Here is a 15869-nt window from a genome sequence, read left to right as displayed (position 1 = left end):
GCCAGCCCCCGCCCTGCGGGCTCCCCCGGAGTTTATCTGGCAAGATGACAGGGATCAGAGCTGCGACAGGCGTGATCTGATGTCGTCCCGGATCGGGCCGGTTCGGGCCGTATCGGCGAGGGTGGTGAACCAGTGATCAGGTGGGTTTTTGCCGCGCCGGTTGCCGTCAAAGCGCAGCGCGCGCAGGACGGCTTCGGCCTCGGGCGTGACGCGGTCGGGGATGGTGTGGCTGTTGAGCGTGGCCCAGATCCCGGTCCAGAGGCGCCCCACCGACCACGGGTTGTAGCCACCCCCGCCCAGCACAAGCAGGCGCGGGGCCATGCCGGTCAGGGCGCGGGCGATGTGCCAGTGGGCCTGGTTGGACAGGGACAGGTGGGCCTGTGGGTCTTCCTCTACCCCGTCAGCGCCGCATTGCAGGACAATCGCATCCGGGCGGAACGCGGCCAAGCGCGGCAGGATCAGGTCATCGCGGATCAGCGCCATTTCGTCATCGTTCAGCCCGCGCGGCACGGGCAGGTTGATCAGCGTATCAGTCGCCCCCAGCGCGCCGGTGCGCGGCCACAGCCCGTCCTCGTGCACAGAGATCATCAGCACGTCCGGATCGGTGGCAAAGGCGACTTCGACCCCGTCGGGGTGATGCGCGTCGATGTCGATATAGGCCACGCGCGCAGCCCTGTTGCGGCGCAGCGACAGGATCGCCAGCACCGGGTCATTGAGATAGCAAAACCCCCCCGCCCGGTCCGGCATCCCGTGATGCGTGCCGCCCGCCGGGTGGTAGACGATGCCGCCATCGCGCAGCAGTTCCCCGGCCAGCAGCGACCCGCCCGCCGCCGTTGCCGGGCGGCGATACATCTCGGGGAAAACGGGGTTGTTGGGCGTGCCAAGCGCGTGGCGGGCGCGGACGGCATCGCTCACCTCTTGGGCGGCTTCGGCCGCGTGCAGGGCGGCCACGTATTCGGGTGTGTGCCAGATGGTTAACGCATGCGGCTTGACCCGTGGGCTGGGCACATAGACGTCGCCCGGCAACCAGCCCATTGCGCGGCTGAGGTCGATGACCGTGGACACCCGCGGCACCCGCAAGGGGTGCCACGTGCCATAGCTTGATCCGCGATAGATGTCGGATCCGATGAACAGGGGCCGTTCCATGCCCCTGTTGTAGCGGTTGGCGCGCGGCTGGCGAGGGGTCAGGCCGCCGCAGCCCCCATCGCCTCGGCCTGCTGCAACCAGCGATCCAGCTTTTCCGGCTTGGCCAGCTTGACCGACCCAAGCTGGATCACCCGGCGCGGTTTGACGCCCACGAACTTCATCACCTGATTGCGCATCACGCGGCGGCCCGGACTGCGATAAAGCAGCGTGTCGATCCAGGGCGGCGTGTCGGAGGTGATGATCGCATCACCCGTGCGCCCGGTCAGCAGCTTGTCCCAGGCCACGCCACGTGCCTTGTATTTGTAGGCAAAACCCGATTGCAGGCCCGCATCCATCACCGCCTTGGCCTGTGCGGGCATGGCCCCCCACCAGTACGGGTGCACGATCATTACGTGTTCGGCCCAGCGGATATTGTCCTGCCAGGCCACCACATCCGGGGACAGCGTTGCCCCGTCGGCATAGCCGGTTTCGGTCTGCATCTCGGCCAGATGCATGATGCGCACATCAGCGCCCCGCGCCCGCGCGCCGGTGGCATAGCGTTCTGCCAATGCCGCGTTCAGTGATCCGGGTTTCGGGTGTGCCACCCAGATGAAAATACGTTTGGTCATATGAGGTCTCCTGAAGCCAAGTCGCTTGACACAGTGTCAATTGACAGCCTGTCAAGTAAGTGGTACTTTACAGCATGTCAAGCACCACAATCGATACCCCGACAAAAATCCTGACCGCCACGCTGGCGCTGTTGGAGCGGCCCGGTGCCAAACTGCCGACGATGTCCGACATTGCGCGCGCCAGCGGTGTCAGCCGGCAGGCGGTCTATCTGCACTTTCCGGGCCGCACCGACCTGCTGATCGCGGCGACCCGGTTGCAGGACATGCAGAACGACATCGATGCCGCGCTCACCGCCAGTCGCAGCGCCACGTCGGGCACCGAACGGCTCGATGCCTTCGTGACCGCCTGGGGCAACTACATCCCCAAGATCTACGGCGTGGCCCGCGCCATCCTTGCAGTCGTCGACACGGACGCAGAGGCCGCCGCCGCGTGGAACACCCGCATGGCCGACATGCGCGAGGGGTGTGCCGCCGCCGTACAGGCGCTGGCAAACGAAGGCACCCTGCCCGCAAATGTCGACCCGGAACAGGCGACCGACCTGCTGTGGACAATCCTGTCTGTGCGCACTTGGGAGAACCTGACACAGACCTGCGGCTGGGATCAGGCCTGTTACATCGACACCGTGCGCGGGCTGGCACTGGCCGCGCTGGCGCAGGATGTCGGCGCGCTGACAGACGTGCTTGCCTGTCCCGACCCCCCCGCCTAACGTCGGCGCACCATGCTCCGCTATGCCCTCAAACGCCTGACCTCCCTGCTGATCAGCCTCGCCATCGCGTCGCTCGTGATCTTTGCGGTGATCGAGGTGGCGCCGGGCGATCCCGCCTCCTTCATGCTGGGGGTGAACGCCCAAGAGGACACGCTCGCCGCCCTGCGCGCCGAACTGGGTCTGGATCAGAGCAAGGTGCAGCGGTATCTGGCCTGGGTCGGCGGCATGGTGCAGGGGGATTTCGGCACCTCGTATCAGTACCGCACGCCCGTGTCCGACATGATTGCCCAACGGCTTTGGGTGTCGCTGCCTCTGGCGCTCTATTCGTTGGCGCTGTCGACGCTGATCGCCTTTCCCGCCGGAATCTATGCCGCTTCGCGCCGGGGCAAGGCAGGCGATGTGGGCGTCATGGGGGCCACGCAGATCGGCATCGCCATCCCCAATTTCTGGTTCGCGATGATGCTCGTACTGGTCTTTGCCATCAACCTGCGCTGGTTCAGCGCGGGCGGTTTCGCCGGCTGGGACAAGGGCGTATTCGCCGCGCTCAAATCCCTCACGCTGCCCGCCATCGCACTGGCCCTGCCGCAGGCGGCGATCCTGGCGCGCGTCATGCGCTCGTCGCTGCTCGATATCATGGGCGAGGATTTCATGCGCACCGCACGGGCCAAGGGGCTGACCCGCGCACAGGCCCTGCGCCGCCACGGGCTGCGCAATGCGCTGATCCCGGTGCTGACCATCCTGGGCCTCCAATTTTCGTTCCTCCTGGCAGGCGGGATCATCATCGAACAGGTATTCTACCTACCCGGCCTCGGACGGCTGATTTTTCAGAGCATCTCGGCCCGTGACCTGATCGTGGTGGAATCTGTGACGATGCTGCTGGTCTTTGCCGTCATCGTAGTGAATTTCGCCGTCGATCTGGCCTATGCCGCCGTCGATCCGCGCCTGCGAGGCCGGACATGAGCCGCGCGCTGTGGCTGGGCGGGGCGCTGTCGGCGCTGGTGCTGGTGGCGGCGGGCCTGTCCTTTCTATGGACGCCGTTCGACCACGCGGCCATGAACATCCCCGACAAGCTGCAAACACCCAACGGTACCCACTGGCTCGGCACCGACCACTTTGGCCGCGACCTGTTTTCGATGATCATGGTGGGCGCGCGCACCTCCATCGCCGTGGCGCTGGTCGCAGTGGGCATCGGCATCGGGCTGGGCGTGCCGCTGGGCCTCTGGGCCGCCGCACGCCAGGGCGGCTGGGCGGACGAGATCATCATGCGCGGCAACGACCTGATCTTTGCCTTCCCCAGCCTCGTCATCGCCATCCTGATCACCGCCATCTTCGGTGCGGGCGCGGTCAACGCGATCATCGCCATCGGCATCTTCAACATCCCCGTCTTTGCCCGTGTGACACGCGGCGGGGCGCTGCCGCTGTGGGCGCGGGAATTCATCCTCGCCGCCCGCGTGTCGGGCAAGGGCGCCGCCCGGATCAGCGTCGAACACATCCTGCCCAACATCGCCAACCTGCTGATCGTGCAAGCCACGATCCAGTTCTCCCTTGGCATCTTGGCCGAGGCGGCCCTGTCCTATGTGGGCCTCGGCGCGCAGCCCCCGACCCCCAGTTGGGGCCGTATGCTCGCCGACGCGCAAACGCTGGTCAGCATCGCACCGCATATGGCGCTGGTGCCGGGCATTGCGATCATCCTCACCGTGCTGGGGCTGAACCTGCTGGGTGACGGGCTGCGTGACGCGCTCGATCCCAAACTGCGGGTGGCGCGAACATGACCCTGCTGCGGATCGACGCCCTGAATGTGCAGATAGGTGGCACCCCGATCCTGAGCGACGTGTCACTCAACGTCGCCGCGGGCGAGGTCGTGGCCGTCACCGGCGAAAGCGGCTCGGGCAAGTCCATGACCGCCCTGTCGGTGATGCAGCTTTTGCCGGACGGCGCACAGGCCACAGGGGCAGTCACACTGGATGGCCACGACCTCTTGCAGCTGGACGAGCCGACGCTCTGCACCCTGCGCGGTAACACGGTCGGCATGGTGTTTCAGGAACCCATGACCGCTCTCAACCCGGTGATGACCATCGGCGCGCAGGTGGCCGAAACCCTGCGCCTGCACCGCCCTGACCTGAACGCCGACGCCCAGGCCCGCGCCGTGCTCGACCGCGTCGAACTGCACGACATCCCCATGGCGCGGTTCCCGCACGAGCTGTCCGGCGGCCAGCGCCAGCGGGTTGTCATCGCCATCGCCATTGCCTGCGGGCCGAAACTGCTGATCGCGGATGAACCGACCACCGCGCTCGACGTGACCACGCAGGCGCAGATCCTCGCCCTGCTCAAACGTCTCGCCGCCGAGGACGGCATGGGCCTTTTGATGATCACCCACGACCTCGCCGTCGTGGCGCAAATGGCCGACCGCATCACCGTCATGCGCCACGGCGCGGTGGTAGAGCACGGCGCCACTGCCCCCCTGCTGGCCAACCCCGCCCATGACTACACCCGCGCCCTGCTCGCCGCCTCGACCCACCGCGTCGCCCTGCCAGAGGCGTCGTCAGACGCACCGCTTCTCCGGGTCGACGGCGTCGTGCGCGACTATGCCCTGCCCCGCACGCGCCTCTTTGCGCCCGCCCGCCACCACCGCGCCGTGGATGGGGTCAGCTTTGACATCCCCCGCGGCGGGCGCATCGGCCTTGTCGGCGAAAGCGGCTGCGGCAAATCCACCCTCACCCGCGCCATCCTCGGGCTGGAACCGGTGCAGGCGGGCTCCATCACTCTGGACGGCACACCAGTCACCGACCCCAGCGTGCGGCGCAAAATGCAGGTGGTGTTCCAGGACCCCTACGGCAGCTTCAACCCCCGCCACCGGGTGTCGCGCCTGATCACCGAACCCTTTCACCTGCTGCCCGAACCGCCCCCCGACCGGGCCGACCGCATCGCCACCGCACTGACGGATGTGGGCCTGTCGCCCGCCGACGCGGACAAGTACCCGCACCAGTTCTCCGGAGGCCAACGCCAGCGGCTCGCCATCGCCCGCGCCCTGATCATCCGCCCCGAACTTGTGATCTTTGACGAGGCGGTCAGCGCGCTCGACGTGTCCGTGCGCGCCCAGATCCTCGACCTGATCGCGGGGCTTTGCGCGCAGTACAACCTGACCTATCTCTTTATTTCCCACGACCTCAGCGTGGTGCGTACGATCACCGACCGCGTGCTGGTGATGCAGGCGGGCAAAATCGTCGAGGACGGCCAGACCGAGACAGTGTTCACCGCCCCCGCGCATCCCTATACCCGCACCCTGATCGACGCCGCCCCCACCCTGCCCCAACTGGAGCTGACACCATGACAGACGCCCTCTGGTTCGACCCGTCCCTGATGCTGATCGGCGGGGAATGGCGCGCCGCCCAAGCCACCCTGCCCCTGACCAACCCCTCCGATGGCAGCCCGTTGGCGCAGATCGCGCGCGGACAGGCGGGCGACATCGATGCCGCCGTAACCGCCGCCCATGCCGCGCGCGCAGACGACTGGGGCCGGATGACCGCCACCGAACGGGGCCGCATTCTGACGGAGATTGGCCGCACCGTCCTGGCCCGCGTCGATGACCTGGCCGAGATCGAGGCGCACGACGTCGGCAAACCCCTGACCCAGGCCCGCGCCGACGCCGTGGCGCTGGCCCGCTACATGGAATTCTACGGCGGCGCGGCGGACAAGATCACCGGTCAGACGATCCCGTACCTTGATGGCTACACCGTCTATACCCTGCGCGAACCACACGGGGTGACGGGCCATATCGTGCCGTGGAACTACCCGATGCAGATCATCGGGCGCAGCGTCGGTGCAGCCCTTGCCATGGGCAACGCCTGTGTTCTCAAACCGGCAGAGGAGGCCTGCCTGACCGCCCTCGCCTTTGCCCATATCTGCCGCGATGCGGGCCTGCCCGCCGGTGCGCTGAACGTGGTGCCGGGGCTGGGGGCCGAGGCTGGGGCCGCACTGGCCAGCCACGCCAGCGTCCAGCACATCAGCTTTACCGGATCGGTCCGCACCGGCGCGCTGGTCCAGCAGGCGGCCGGGGCCAACGTGGTGCCCGTCACACTGGAACTGGGCGGCAAATCCCCGCAGATCGTGTTCAACGATGCGGACCTTGATGCCGCCCTGCCCTTCCTCGTGAACGCTGGCATCCAGAACGCGGGCCAGACCTGCTCTGCCTCTTCCCGCATCCTCGTTCAGCGCGGTGCCTATGACGCAGTGCGCGAACGCATGGCTGATGCCTATGCCGCCCTGTCCGTGGGCCCCGCCATGGATGACCTGCGCGTGGGCCCCCTGATCTCGACCCGGCAACAGCAGATCGTGAACGACTTCCTCGCCCAGGGCGCGGACCTGACCATCGCCGCGCAGGGCCACCTGAAAAACGCGCCCGAACATGGGGCCTATGTGGTCCCAACCCTCTTTGCCGACGTGCCCCCCGATCATGTGCTGGCACGGGACGAAATCTTTGGCCCCGTGCAGGTGCTGATCCCCTTCGACACCGAAGACGAGGCCATAGCCATCGCCAACAGCACCGACTACGGGCTGGTTGCCAGCGTCTGGGCGGCCCACGGCGCGCGGCAAATGCGACTGGCCCGCGCCCTGCATGCAGGCCAGGTGTTCATCAACAACTACGGCGCGGGCGGCGGGGTGGAATTGCCCTTCGGCGGGGTCGGCAAATCCGGCCATGGCCGCGAAAAAGGGTTCGAGGCGCTCTACGGCTTCTCCACCCTCAAAACTGTCGCCGCCCACCATGGCTGAGATCGTGCCCCTGACATGGCCCGCCGATGGCGACCGCGTCCTGCACCTGTGCCTGCGCGCCCGCGACTATATCGAACTGGAAACCGGGGCCGGGCCGGACATGGCCTATGTCCAAGAGGCAATGACCGACGCGCCCCCCACCGTCCCGCCCGACCAGATCTGGATCTGGGGTGCGCAGGCGGGCGGCAGGCTCACCGGCATCGCCACCTGCCTCAAGGGGTTCTACGGCCCCGACGACTGGTATCTCGGCCTCTTGCTGCTGGACCCTGCCGCGCGCGGTCGCGGCCTTGGCGCGCAAATGGTCGCCCATGTGTCGGACCAGGCCCGCGCCGATGGCAGCACCTGCCTGCGCATCTCCGTGCTTGACGCCAACCCACGCGGTCGGGCCTTCTGGGTCCGACAGGGCTTTGCCCACGAAAAATCCACAACCGCAGGCGACGGACAGCTGCGGCACGTACAAAGATACGACTTAAGGAACGACACAGCATGATTTTCGAAAACCGGTTCAAAGGGCGCAGCGCCGTCGTGACAGGCGGGGCCGCGGGCCTCGGCGCAGGCATCGCGGGCCGGATTGTGGCCGAAGGAGGCACCGCAGAGGTCTGGGACATCAACCCCGACGCGCTCGCGTCCATCGACACCCCCGGCATGACCACCCGCCAGATCGACGTCACCGACGCCTCCGCCGTGGCCGATGCCATGGCCCAGACCAACCCCGACATCCTCGTCTGCTCCGCCGGGATCACCGGGCCCAACACCACCACGTGGGACTACCCGGTCGAAGACTGGCTGGCCGTGCACAACCTCAACGTCAACGCCGTCTTCTACTGCTGCCGCGCCGCCGCCCCCCTGATGGCGGCCAAAGGCTGGGGCCGCATCGTCAACATCGCTTCCATCGCGGGCAAGGAAGGCAACCCCAACGCCCCAGCCTATTCGTCCTCGAAGGCCGCCGTGATCGGCCTGACCAAATCGCTGGGCAAGGAACTGGCCACCACCGGCGTGACCTGCAACGCCATCGCCCCCGCCGCCGTGCGCACCGCGATCTTTGACCAGATGACGCAGGAACATATCGACTTCATGCAGTCCAAGATCCCCATGGGCCGCTTTGGCACGGTCGAGGAGATTGCCGCCATGGCCTGCTGGCTGGCCTCCGACGAGGCAAGCTTTTCCACCGGCTTCTGCTTTGACCAATCCGGGGGCCGCGCAACGGCCTGAAACATAGCGCAGGAAACAAACATGCCGCACAGCCCCGCCTCCCCCCGTCCGCTTCTCGTGGCCCTGTGCCTGCTGGCCACGACGCCCGCCCACGCACAGGACATCGAACTGGACTGGCCCGCGATGGAGCTTGGCTTTTTCCAGCAGGCGCAGGACGATGGCCCGCCCGTCGCCGGATTGACCGTCTATGTGCCCACCAACCGCCTCGCCACCGAAGCAGACTTTCAGGCCCTTGTCCCTGCGTTCTGCGCCTCCAACGTCAAACCGCTACTGGAGTTTGCCGCCACGATCGACGACGCCCCCGACGTGTCGCTCCTGAAACTGCAACTGGATTTCTACGGCCCCAAGGTCGGGGGCCAGGACACCTACATCGCGCGCTCTGCCATTATCGACCTCGAAAACGGCGCCTGCGCGCTTTGATCCTACGCCGGACCAAGGCGCAAACTGATGGTCGACTTTTGACCCGAACACACGTTCAATGACCGGACACCAAATGCCGGCAAAGGGGGATCCCATGCAACTCGAAGGCAAAACCGCACTGGTCACCGGGGCCGCATCCGGCTTTGGCGACGGTATCGCCCGCGCATTCGCCGACGCAGGCGCGCGCGTCATGGTGGCCGACCTGAACGGCGACGGCGCAAGGGCCGTGGCGGATGACATCGGCGGCCAGGCAGTGCAGGTCGACGTGGCCAATGGCGCCTCCGTACAGGCCATGGCCGACGCCACGCTCGCCGCCTTCGGCCACCTCGACATCCTCGTGAACAACGCGGGCATCACCCACTTACCCCAGGCCCTTGAGGACGTGACCGAAGACGACTTTGACCGCGTCCTTGCGGTGAATGCCAAGTCCGTCTACCTCACCGCCCGCGCCCTGGTCCCGCACTTCAAATCCCGCAACGCGGGCGCGATCCTCAACGTCGCCTCCACCGCAGGCGTGTCGCCCCGCCCCCGGCTCAACTGGTACAACGCCTCCAAGGGCTGGATGATCACTGCGACCAAGGCCATGGCGGTCGAACTGGCCCCCCACGGAATCCGCGTCAACGCCATCAACCCCGTGGCAGGCGAAACCCCTCTGCTCAAATCGTTCATGGGCGAAGACACCCCCGAAATCCGCGAGAAATTCCTCTCCACCATCCCCCTGGGCCGCTTCTCCACCCCGCAGGACATGGGTGCGGCCGCGACGTTCCTGTGCTCCGACGCCGCCTCGATGATCACCGGCGTCGCCATGGAAATCGACGGCGGGCGTTGCATTTGAATGCTCTCTTCGTCGAAATTAGCCTCGATGCCTACATCGCGTTCCTCAGCGGTCTGGCTGTCTATATGGCGGCCATGCTCTGGATGCGTCACCGTCGCAAAACGCAACACCGCGTTCACCACCTGGCGCAATTCGACCCCGCCCAGCTTAGAATGAGCCCCTACAAGATCGGCATTGTATATTTGATCGTCCGGGGCGACCCCGACCGACCCACCCTGCGCACCGTTCGGAACAACGGCCGCCCGGTCACCGCAAAAACCGAGCGGCGCGTGACGCATGATCACCTGATCCCCTTCGATGCGGACCGCTTCTTCACCTGATCCGCCCACGCGTCCCCTTGCCGCCCCGCCCAATACCGGCATGATGGCCCCACAAAAGGAGACGCCCATGCACCCCATCAACCTCGCCGCCAAACTCGCCCAATTTGACAGCCACTGGGACCCGCACGTCGTCGCCGATTACAATGACAACGAGGTGATGGTGGTCAAATTCCAGGGCGCGTTCCCCTACCATCTGCACGAGGATACCGACGACTTTTTCCTCGTGCTCGACGGCGAAATGGTGATGGACCTCGACACCACCAGCCACACGGTCAAGGCCGGCGAGCTGTTCATCGTCCCCAAGGGCGTTACCCACCGCCCCCGCGCAGAACACGAATGCAAGGTTCTACTGATCGAACCCGCTGGCGAGCCCAACACCGGCGACCCGGCAACAGCTGCCGCCAAACCGCGCATCTGACCCTTCATTGTTCCCTAAAATATGCCCGCCGGAGGCGCAAAAATGATCCCAGGCCCGCACAATGCGATCACCGATGTTTCCGGGCTCCGCGTCGGCAACGCACAGGATGACGCGCTGAAATCCGGCGTGACCGTGCTGACCGCCGATGCGCCGTTCACCGCCTCGGTCTCCGTCATGGGCGGCGCGCCCGGCACCCGCGAAACCGACCTGCTGGCGCCCGACAAATCCGTGGCACAGGTAGACGCGCTGGTCCTGTCGGGCGGCAGCGCTTACGGCCTCGACGCCTGTTCCGGCGTGGTGGCGGGTCTGCGCGCGCAGGGGCGTGGATTTCGCGTGGGCGACGCGATCATCCCGCTGGTGCCGGGGGCGATCATCTTTGATCTGCTGTCGGGCGGTGACAAGGAATGGACCGACACGCCCTACCCGGCCCTCGGGCGCGCGGCGTTTGATGCGGCGACTGACCACACGGATATCGGCACAGTGGGGGCAGGCACCGGGGCGATGACCGCGATGATGAAAGGCGGGCTTGGTACTGCGTCCCTGCGCCTCGACACCGGGGCCACGGTCGCGGCGCTGGTCGTCGCCAACCCGATGGGCAGCGTCACAACACCCGGCGACCGCCATTTCTGGGCCGCCCCCTTCGAGATCGACGGTGAATTCGGCGGGCTGGGGCCGGACCCGGCGTCAGGGCTTGGCCGCAGCCTGGACAGCCGTAAACTGACGGCCATGCTGGAACGCGCCAACACCACCATCGCCATCGTCGCCACAGACGCGACCCTCGACAAGGCCCAGTGCCAGCGGGTCGCGATTGCCGCCCATGACGGGATCGGCCGCGCTTGCGTGCCCGCGCACAGCCCCGGCGATGGCGATCTGGTTTTTGCCGTCTCCACCGGGGCGATGGCGCTGACCGCACCCGCCGATCTGGGCCTCATCGGCCATGCCGCAGCCCTATGTCTGACACGCGCCATCGCGCGCGGGGTCCATGCGGCCACACCTGCGCCAAACGATCTCTTGCCCACATGGGGACAGCTCAATGCCGACACTTGATCGCGCGGACATCACACTGCACTACGAGGTGACGGGGGACGGGCCACCGCTGTTGATGCTGGCCGGTTTCATGTCAGACAACGCCAGCTGGACCCCGCTGGTGCCGCTGCTCAGCGATCATTTTACCTGCATCACACCCGACAACCGCACCACCGGACGCACGACACCCTGGGATGCGCCGGTTTCGATTGACCTGATGTGCAAGGACGCGCTGGCGCTGATGGATCACCTGGGCCACGACCGTTATCACGTGATCGGGCACTCCATGGGTGGGATCATCGCACTGCATATGGCCCAGGACGTGCCGGAACGCCTGGCCTCCACCCATATCGCGGCATCCGCCCCTGTGCGCCTGCCGCGCAACACCGCCCTTTTTGCGAACATGATCGCGATCCGGCGCAGCGATGCGCCCCCTGACACGTGGTTACGCGCGCTGTTCCCGTGGCTGTTCAACCCGCTGGTATTTCACGACCCTTCGGCGGTTGATCTGGCTGTGGCCGACAGCCTTGCCTATCCCTATGCACAATCGGCGGACGCGATGGAACACCAGTTGACCGCCCTGCGCGGGTTCGACGGCACGGCACTGGCCAGCCCAACCTGCCCGACCCAAGTGCTGATCGGCGCGCTGGATCTGATCGTGCCGCCGGATCACATCCTTGCCGTGCTCAGCCACCTGCCGCACCACATCCTTGAGGGGGCAGGCCACTCGATCCACTGGGACGCGCCGGAAAACGTGGCCGATCTGCTGCGCGCTTACGCCGCCAAACACCCGATCTGAGGGGGACATCATGCACGACCTCTACGGCCTGCCCATCACCTGCACCGATGACGCCACGCGCCAGGGCATCGACGACTTTGTGCACGGGTTCATCAGCTTTCAGCCCAAGGCCGCCAATGTGCTGAAGGCCGCCAAAAGCGACCCCGCCAACGGGCTGGCCAATGCCTATGCCGCGATCCTCTACATGCTGCTCGAGGCCCCCGTGGCCCCGAAACTGGCGCAGCCGTTTCTCGACAACGCGCTGGCCGCCACCGGCCTGACCGCGCGCGAGGACGCCGCTGTCGAGGCCGCGCGCCTCTTTGTCGCCGGTGAGATCCCCAAGCTGATCCAGCTCTGCGAGGCCACGGTCAGCGCCTATCCCCGCGACATGGTGATGCTGAAACTGGGCCAGTACCACACGTTCAACGCGGGCGACTTTCCGGCCATGCTGCGCGTCGCGCAAAAGGCGCAGCCGGGGGCGGCGGACATTGCCTATGCCCACGGGATGCTCGCCTTTGGTTTCGAGGAATGCCACCTGCTGGACGATGCAGAGGCGGCGGCGCGCCACGCCCTGTCCATTGACGACAGCGAGCCCTGGGCGCATCACGCGCTGGCGCATGTCTACCTCACCCGTGGCCAGGTGGCCGAGGGCACAGCGTTTCTGGAATCCGTGGCGCATCACTGGGCCGACCTCAACAGCTTCATGCACACACACAACTGGTGGCACTTGGCGCTGTTCTACATCTCTGCGAGGCGGACGGATGACCTGCTGGCGGCGTACGATACCCATGTCTGGGGCCTGTCCAAGGACTACAGCCAGGACCAGGTCGGCGCGGTGTCGCTGCTGGCGCGGATGGAGTTTGCGGGCGTCAACGTGGGCGACCGCTGGGCCGACGTGGCCGATCACGTGGCCAAGCGCGGCGCGGACACGACAAGCCCGTTCCTGACCCTGCAATACCTTTACGCGCTGGGGCGCACGGGCCGGCCTGAGGGCGAGGACCTGCTCAAAGCCATCGAGGCGCGCGCCGAGGACGAAAGCCGCCACGACTGTGCGGTCTGGCGAGACGTGGCGCTCTGGGCCGCCCACGGCATCGCGGCCCACGCGGCGGAGGATTACGAGGACTGCATCCGTTTTCTGGGCAAGGCCCTGCCGCGTCTGGCCGAAGGCGGCGGCAGCCACGCGCAGCGTGACCTCTTCGAACAGATCCATCTGGACGCGCTGATCCGTTCGGGGCGTACCTCGCAGGCGCAACAGGTGCTGGAGATGCGCCGCACCTTTGACCCCGATGGCGTGCCGCTCAATGCGATGCTGGCCGAGGTCTATGACCGGTCGGGCCTACCCGACCAGGCGGCAGCGGCGCGTGCGCGGATTGCGACGCCTGTGTGATTTCCACAGGCGGAGCGAGGGGCCAGCCCCTCGCGCTCCCCGGCATATTTCCCGAACAATGAAGGGCTCAAGCGCCGGTTTTCAGGTCGATCACATTTGTGGCGGTCTGGCCCATGGCGTCGCGGACGGTGTTTGCGATGTCGTCCGCCGTGAGGCCTGCATCGGCGTACATTTCGTCCGGGCTGGCCTGATCGATGAAGCGGTCAGGCAGGTGCATCGTGCGCAGCTTGAGCCCGTGATCCAGCAGCCCCTCGGCGGCCATCGCTTGCAGAACCATCGCGCCGAAACCGCCCATCGCCCCCTGTTCGACCGTGACGAGCAACTGGTGGCGGGCGGCGAGATCGCGGATCAGGTCCATGTCCAACGGCTTGGCAAAACGGGCATCGGCGATGGAGACCGACAGCCCGTCCGCCTCGAGCCGTGCGGCGGCGCGTTCGCAGGCGTCAAGGTGCGTGCCCAGCGACAGGAGCGCCACATCCGTACCCTCCTGGATCATCCGGCCCTTGCCGATCTCGAGCACCTCGCCCCGTTCCGGCATCTCAACCCCGCGCCCGTTGCCGCGCGGATAGCGGAAGGCGATGGGGCCGCTGTCATGGGCGGCGGCGGTCGTGACCATATGGACCAGCTCCGCCTCGTCGGCGGCGGCCATGACCACGATGCCCGGCAGCGACGCGAGATACCCGATGTCGAAAGACCCGGCATGGGTCGCGCCATCGGCACCAACCAGCCCCGCCCGGTCGATGGCAAAACGCACCGGCAGACCCTGTAGCACCACGTCGTGCACCACCTGATCGTATCCGCGTTGCAGGAAGGTCGAGTAGATCGCGCAGAACGGTTTCAGCCCGCTGGCCGCCATCCCGGCGGCAAAGGTCACGCCATGCTGTTCGGCGATGCCAACGTCAAAGACGCGGCCCGGAAACCGGTCGGCCATCTTGTTCACGCCGGTGCCGCCCGGCATCGCCGCCGTCACCGCCACGATGGCCGGATCGCGCGCGGCCAGATCGGCCAGCGTCTCTCCGAACACCGAGGTGTAGGCGGGCGCGTTGCTTTTGCCTTTGGACTGTTCGCCGGTTTCAACGTCGAATTTCGACACGCCGTGATACTTGTCCGCCGACCCTTCGGCGGGGGCATAGCCCTTGCCCTTGACCGTGCAGGCGTGGATCAGCACCGGCCCCGTGGCCCGCGCACGCGCGCCGCGCAACACGCTCAACACCTGATCCATGTCGTGCCCGTCGATGGGACCGATATAATCGAACCCCAGTTCCTCGAAAAACGTGCCCTTGCTCTCCACACCCGTGACCATCTCGCGGGCGCGGCGCGCGCCGTCGCGCATCGGTTTGGGAAGGGCCTGCTCCATCCCTTCGGCGATGGCGTGCAGCGGGGCAAAGGGTGAATTGCGGCTGAGGTTTGACAGGTATGTGCTCATCGCGCCGGTGGGCGGGGCGATGGACATCTCGTTGTCGTTCAGGATGACGAACAGGCGGCGGCCTTCGTGGCCTGCGTTGTTCAGCGCCTCATAGGCCATGCCCGCGCTGATCGACCCGTCGCCGATCACGGCAATCGCGTCACCCGTGGGCATGCCCATGTCGCGGCCCACGGTGAACCCCAAAGCGGCGGAGATGGAGGTCGAGGAATGCGCCGCGCCAAAGGGGTCGTAGTCGCTCTCGGACCGTTTGGTGAACCCGCTCAGCCCGTCCTTCTGGCGCAGGGTACCCATGCGGTGGCGGCGCCCGGTCAGGATCTTGTGCGGGTAACACTGGTGGCCCACGTCCCAGATCACCTTGTCGCGTGGCGTGTCGAACACGGCGTGGATGCCCACGGTCAGTTCGACCACACCGAGCGAAGATCCAAGATGCCCGCCGGTGCGGCTGACCGCTTCGACGACATCGCTGCGCAACTCATGCGCCAGCGTGGACAATTCGCCATCCGACAGGCGTTTGAGATCGGCGGGGCCCGCCACGGTGTCCAACAGGGGTGTCTTGCTCTTACGGTCGGTCATGGGCGCACATCCTTTCATCGCGTGCCCCATCCGCCTTGCCAACGGACCCTTGGGGCAAAAAGGCGCCGTGCCTGAGGGAATCAAGCACGACGCCAGGGTTCCTGTAGCCAACAGGAAGGGAACCGGGGCCGGGAAGACCCCGTGCCCGGACCAAGGAAGCCAATGGTCCGTGCCTGGCGTCGCGGGGCAGGCATACCGCCCCGCCACATCGTGGATCGCTCGACCGGGCCGCGCCCGGGCAGG

The 15869-nt window shown here is 66.6% G+C and carries 17 protein-coding genes; 14 read left to right on the top strand and 3 right to left on the bottom strand.

Annotation, left to right across the window (positions count from 1 at the left end; translation table 11 throughout):
* Nucleotides 1-54: 54 nt before the first annotated feature.
* Together Q0936_RS19275 and Q0936_RS19270 are read right to left on the bottom strand one after the other, a co-directional pair.
* Nucleotides 55-1146, bottom strand: a complete 1092-nt coding sequence (locus tag Q0936_RS19275) for an acetoin utilization protein AcuC (RefSeq protein WP_299293012.1) — start codon at nt 1144-1146, stop codon at nt 55-57.
* Nucleotides 1147-1184: 38 nt separating this feature from the next.
* A complete protein-coding gene (locus tag Q0936_RS19270; protein WP_299293010.1) occupies nt 1185-1754 on the bottom strand; it encodes an NAD(P)H-dependent oxidoreductase in 570 nt (189 codons plus the stop codon).
* Between the two features lie 74 nt (nt 1755-1828).
* On the opposite strand from Q0936_RS19270, the gene Q0936_RS19265 reads away from it, so the two are divergent.
* The 14 genes from Q0936_RS19265 (at nt 1829) to Q0936_RS19200 (ending at nt 13627) form a co-directional block, all read left to right on the top strand.
* A complete protein-coding gene (locus tag Q0936_RS19265; protein ID WP_299293008.1) occupies nt 1829-2461 on the top strand; it encodes a TetR/AcrR family transcriptional regulator in 633 nt (210 codons plus the stop codon).
* A gap of 12 nt (nt 2462-2473) precedes the next feature.
* Entirely contained in the window at nt 2474-3421 is a 948-nt protein-coding gene (locus Q0936_RS19260) for an ABC transporter permease (protein ID WP_299293006.1), read from the top strand.
* Nucleotides 3418-4233 (top strand): ABC transporter permease, encoded by an 816-nt coding sequence (locus Q0936_RS19255; protein WP_299293004.1) that lies wholly within the window; start codon nt 3418-3420, stop codon nt 4231-4233. Before Q0936_RS19260 ends, Q0936_RS19255 begins: the two co-directional genes overlap by 4 nt.
* The gene (locus tag Q0936_RS19250) at nt 4230-5792 is read left to right on the top strand and encodes a dipeptide ABC transporter ATP-binding protein (RefSeq protein WP_299293002.1); all 1563 of its coding nucleotides are present in this window, start codon (nt 4230-4232) and stop codon (nt 5790-5792) included. Before Q0936_RS19255 ends, Q0936_RS19250 begins: the two co-directional genes overlap by 4 nt.
* On the top strand, nt 5789-7231 hold the full coding sequence (locus Q0936_RS19245; RefSeq protein ID WP_299293000.1) for an aldehyde dehydrogenase family protein: 1443 nt from the start codon (nt 5789-5791) through the stop codon (nt 7229-7231). Before Q0936_RS19250 ends, Q0936_RS19245 begins: the two co-directional genes overlap by 4 nt.
* Nucleotides 7224-7721, top strand: a complete 498-nt coding sequence (locus Q0936_RS19240) for a GNAT family N-acetyltransferase (protein ID WP_299292998.1) — start codon at nt 7224-7226, stop codon at nt 7719-7721. Before Q0936_RS19245 ends, Q0936_RS19240 begins: the two co-directional genes overlap by 8 nt.
* A complete protein-coding gene (locus Q0936_RS19235; protein WP_299292996.1) occupies nt 7718-8443 on the top strand; it encodes an SDR family NAD(P)-dependent oxidoreductase in 726 nt (241 codons plus the stop codon). Before Q0936_RS19240 ends, Q0936_RS19235 begins: the two co-directional genes overlap by 4 nt.
* Before the next feature lie 21 nt (nt 8444-8464).
* A complete protein-coding gene (locus Q0936_RS19230; RefSeq protein ID WP_299292994.1) occupies nt 8465-8863 on the top strand; it encodes a hypothetical protein in 399 nt (132 codons plus the stop codon).
* A gap of 94 nt (nt 8864-8957) precedes the next feature.
* Nucleotides 8958-9698, top strand: a complete 741-nt coding sequence (locus tag Q0936_RS19225; protein ID WP_299292992.1) for an SDR family oxidoreductase — start codon at nt 8958-8960, stop codon at nt 9696-9698.
* Nucleotides 9695-10018, top strand: a complete 324-nt coding sequence (locus tag Q0936_RS19220) for a hypothetical protein (protein WP_299292990.1) — start codon at nt 9695-9697, stop codon at nt 10016-10018. Before Q0936_RS19225 ends, Q0936_RS19220 begins: the two co-directional genes overlap by 4 nt.
* Before the next feature lie 67 nt (nt 10019-10085).
* Entirely contained in the window at nt 10086-10436 is a 351-nt protein-coding gene (locus tag Q0936_RS19215; protein WP_299292988.1) for a cupin domain-containing protein, read from the top strand.
* Between the two features lie 42 nt (nt 10437-10478).
* Nucleotides 10479-11483, top strand: coding sequence for a P1 family peptidase (locus Q0936_RS19210; RefSeq protein ID WP_299292986.1), 1005 nt, complete (start codon nt 10479-10481; stop codon nt 11481-11483).
* A complete protein-coding gene (locus Q0936_RS19205; protein WP_299292984.1) occupies nt 11470-12261 on the top strand; it encodes an alpha/beta fold hydrolase in 792 nt (263 codons plus the stop codon). The genes Q0936_RS19210 and Q0936_RS19205 overlap by 14 nt, the downstream gene beginning before the upstream one ends.
* A gap of 10 nt (nt 12262-12271) precedes the next feature.
* On the top strand, nt 12272-13627 hold the full coding sequence (locus tag Q0936_RS19200) for a tetratricopeptide repeat protein (protein ID WP_299292982.1): 1356 nt from the start codon (nt 12272-12274) through the stop codon (nt 13625-13627).
* Nucleotides 13628-13694: 67 nt separating this feature from the next.
* Here Q0936_RS19200 and dxs read toward each other — a convergent pair whose 3' ends face one another.
* A complete protein-coding gene (gene dxs, locus Q0936_RS19195; RefSeq protein WP_299292981.1) occupies nt 13695-15626 on the bottom strand; it encodes a 1-deoxy-D-xylulose-5-phosphate synthase in 1932 nt (643 codons plus the stop codon).
* Nucleotides 15627-15869: the final 243 nt, after the last annotated feature.

The organism is uncultured Tateyamaria sp. (assembly GCF_947488715.1).
In the GTDB taxonomy this organism is placed as follows: domain Bacteria; phylum Pseudomonadota; class Alphaproteobacteria; order Rhodobacterales; family Rhodobacteraceae; genus Tateyamaria.
This window is presented reverse-complemented; position numbering and strand designations above follow the sequence as displayed.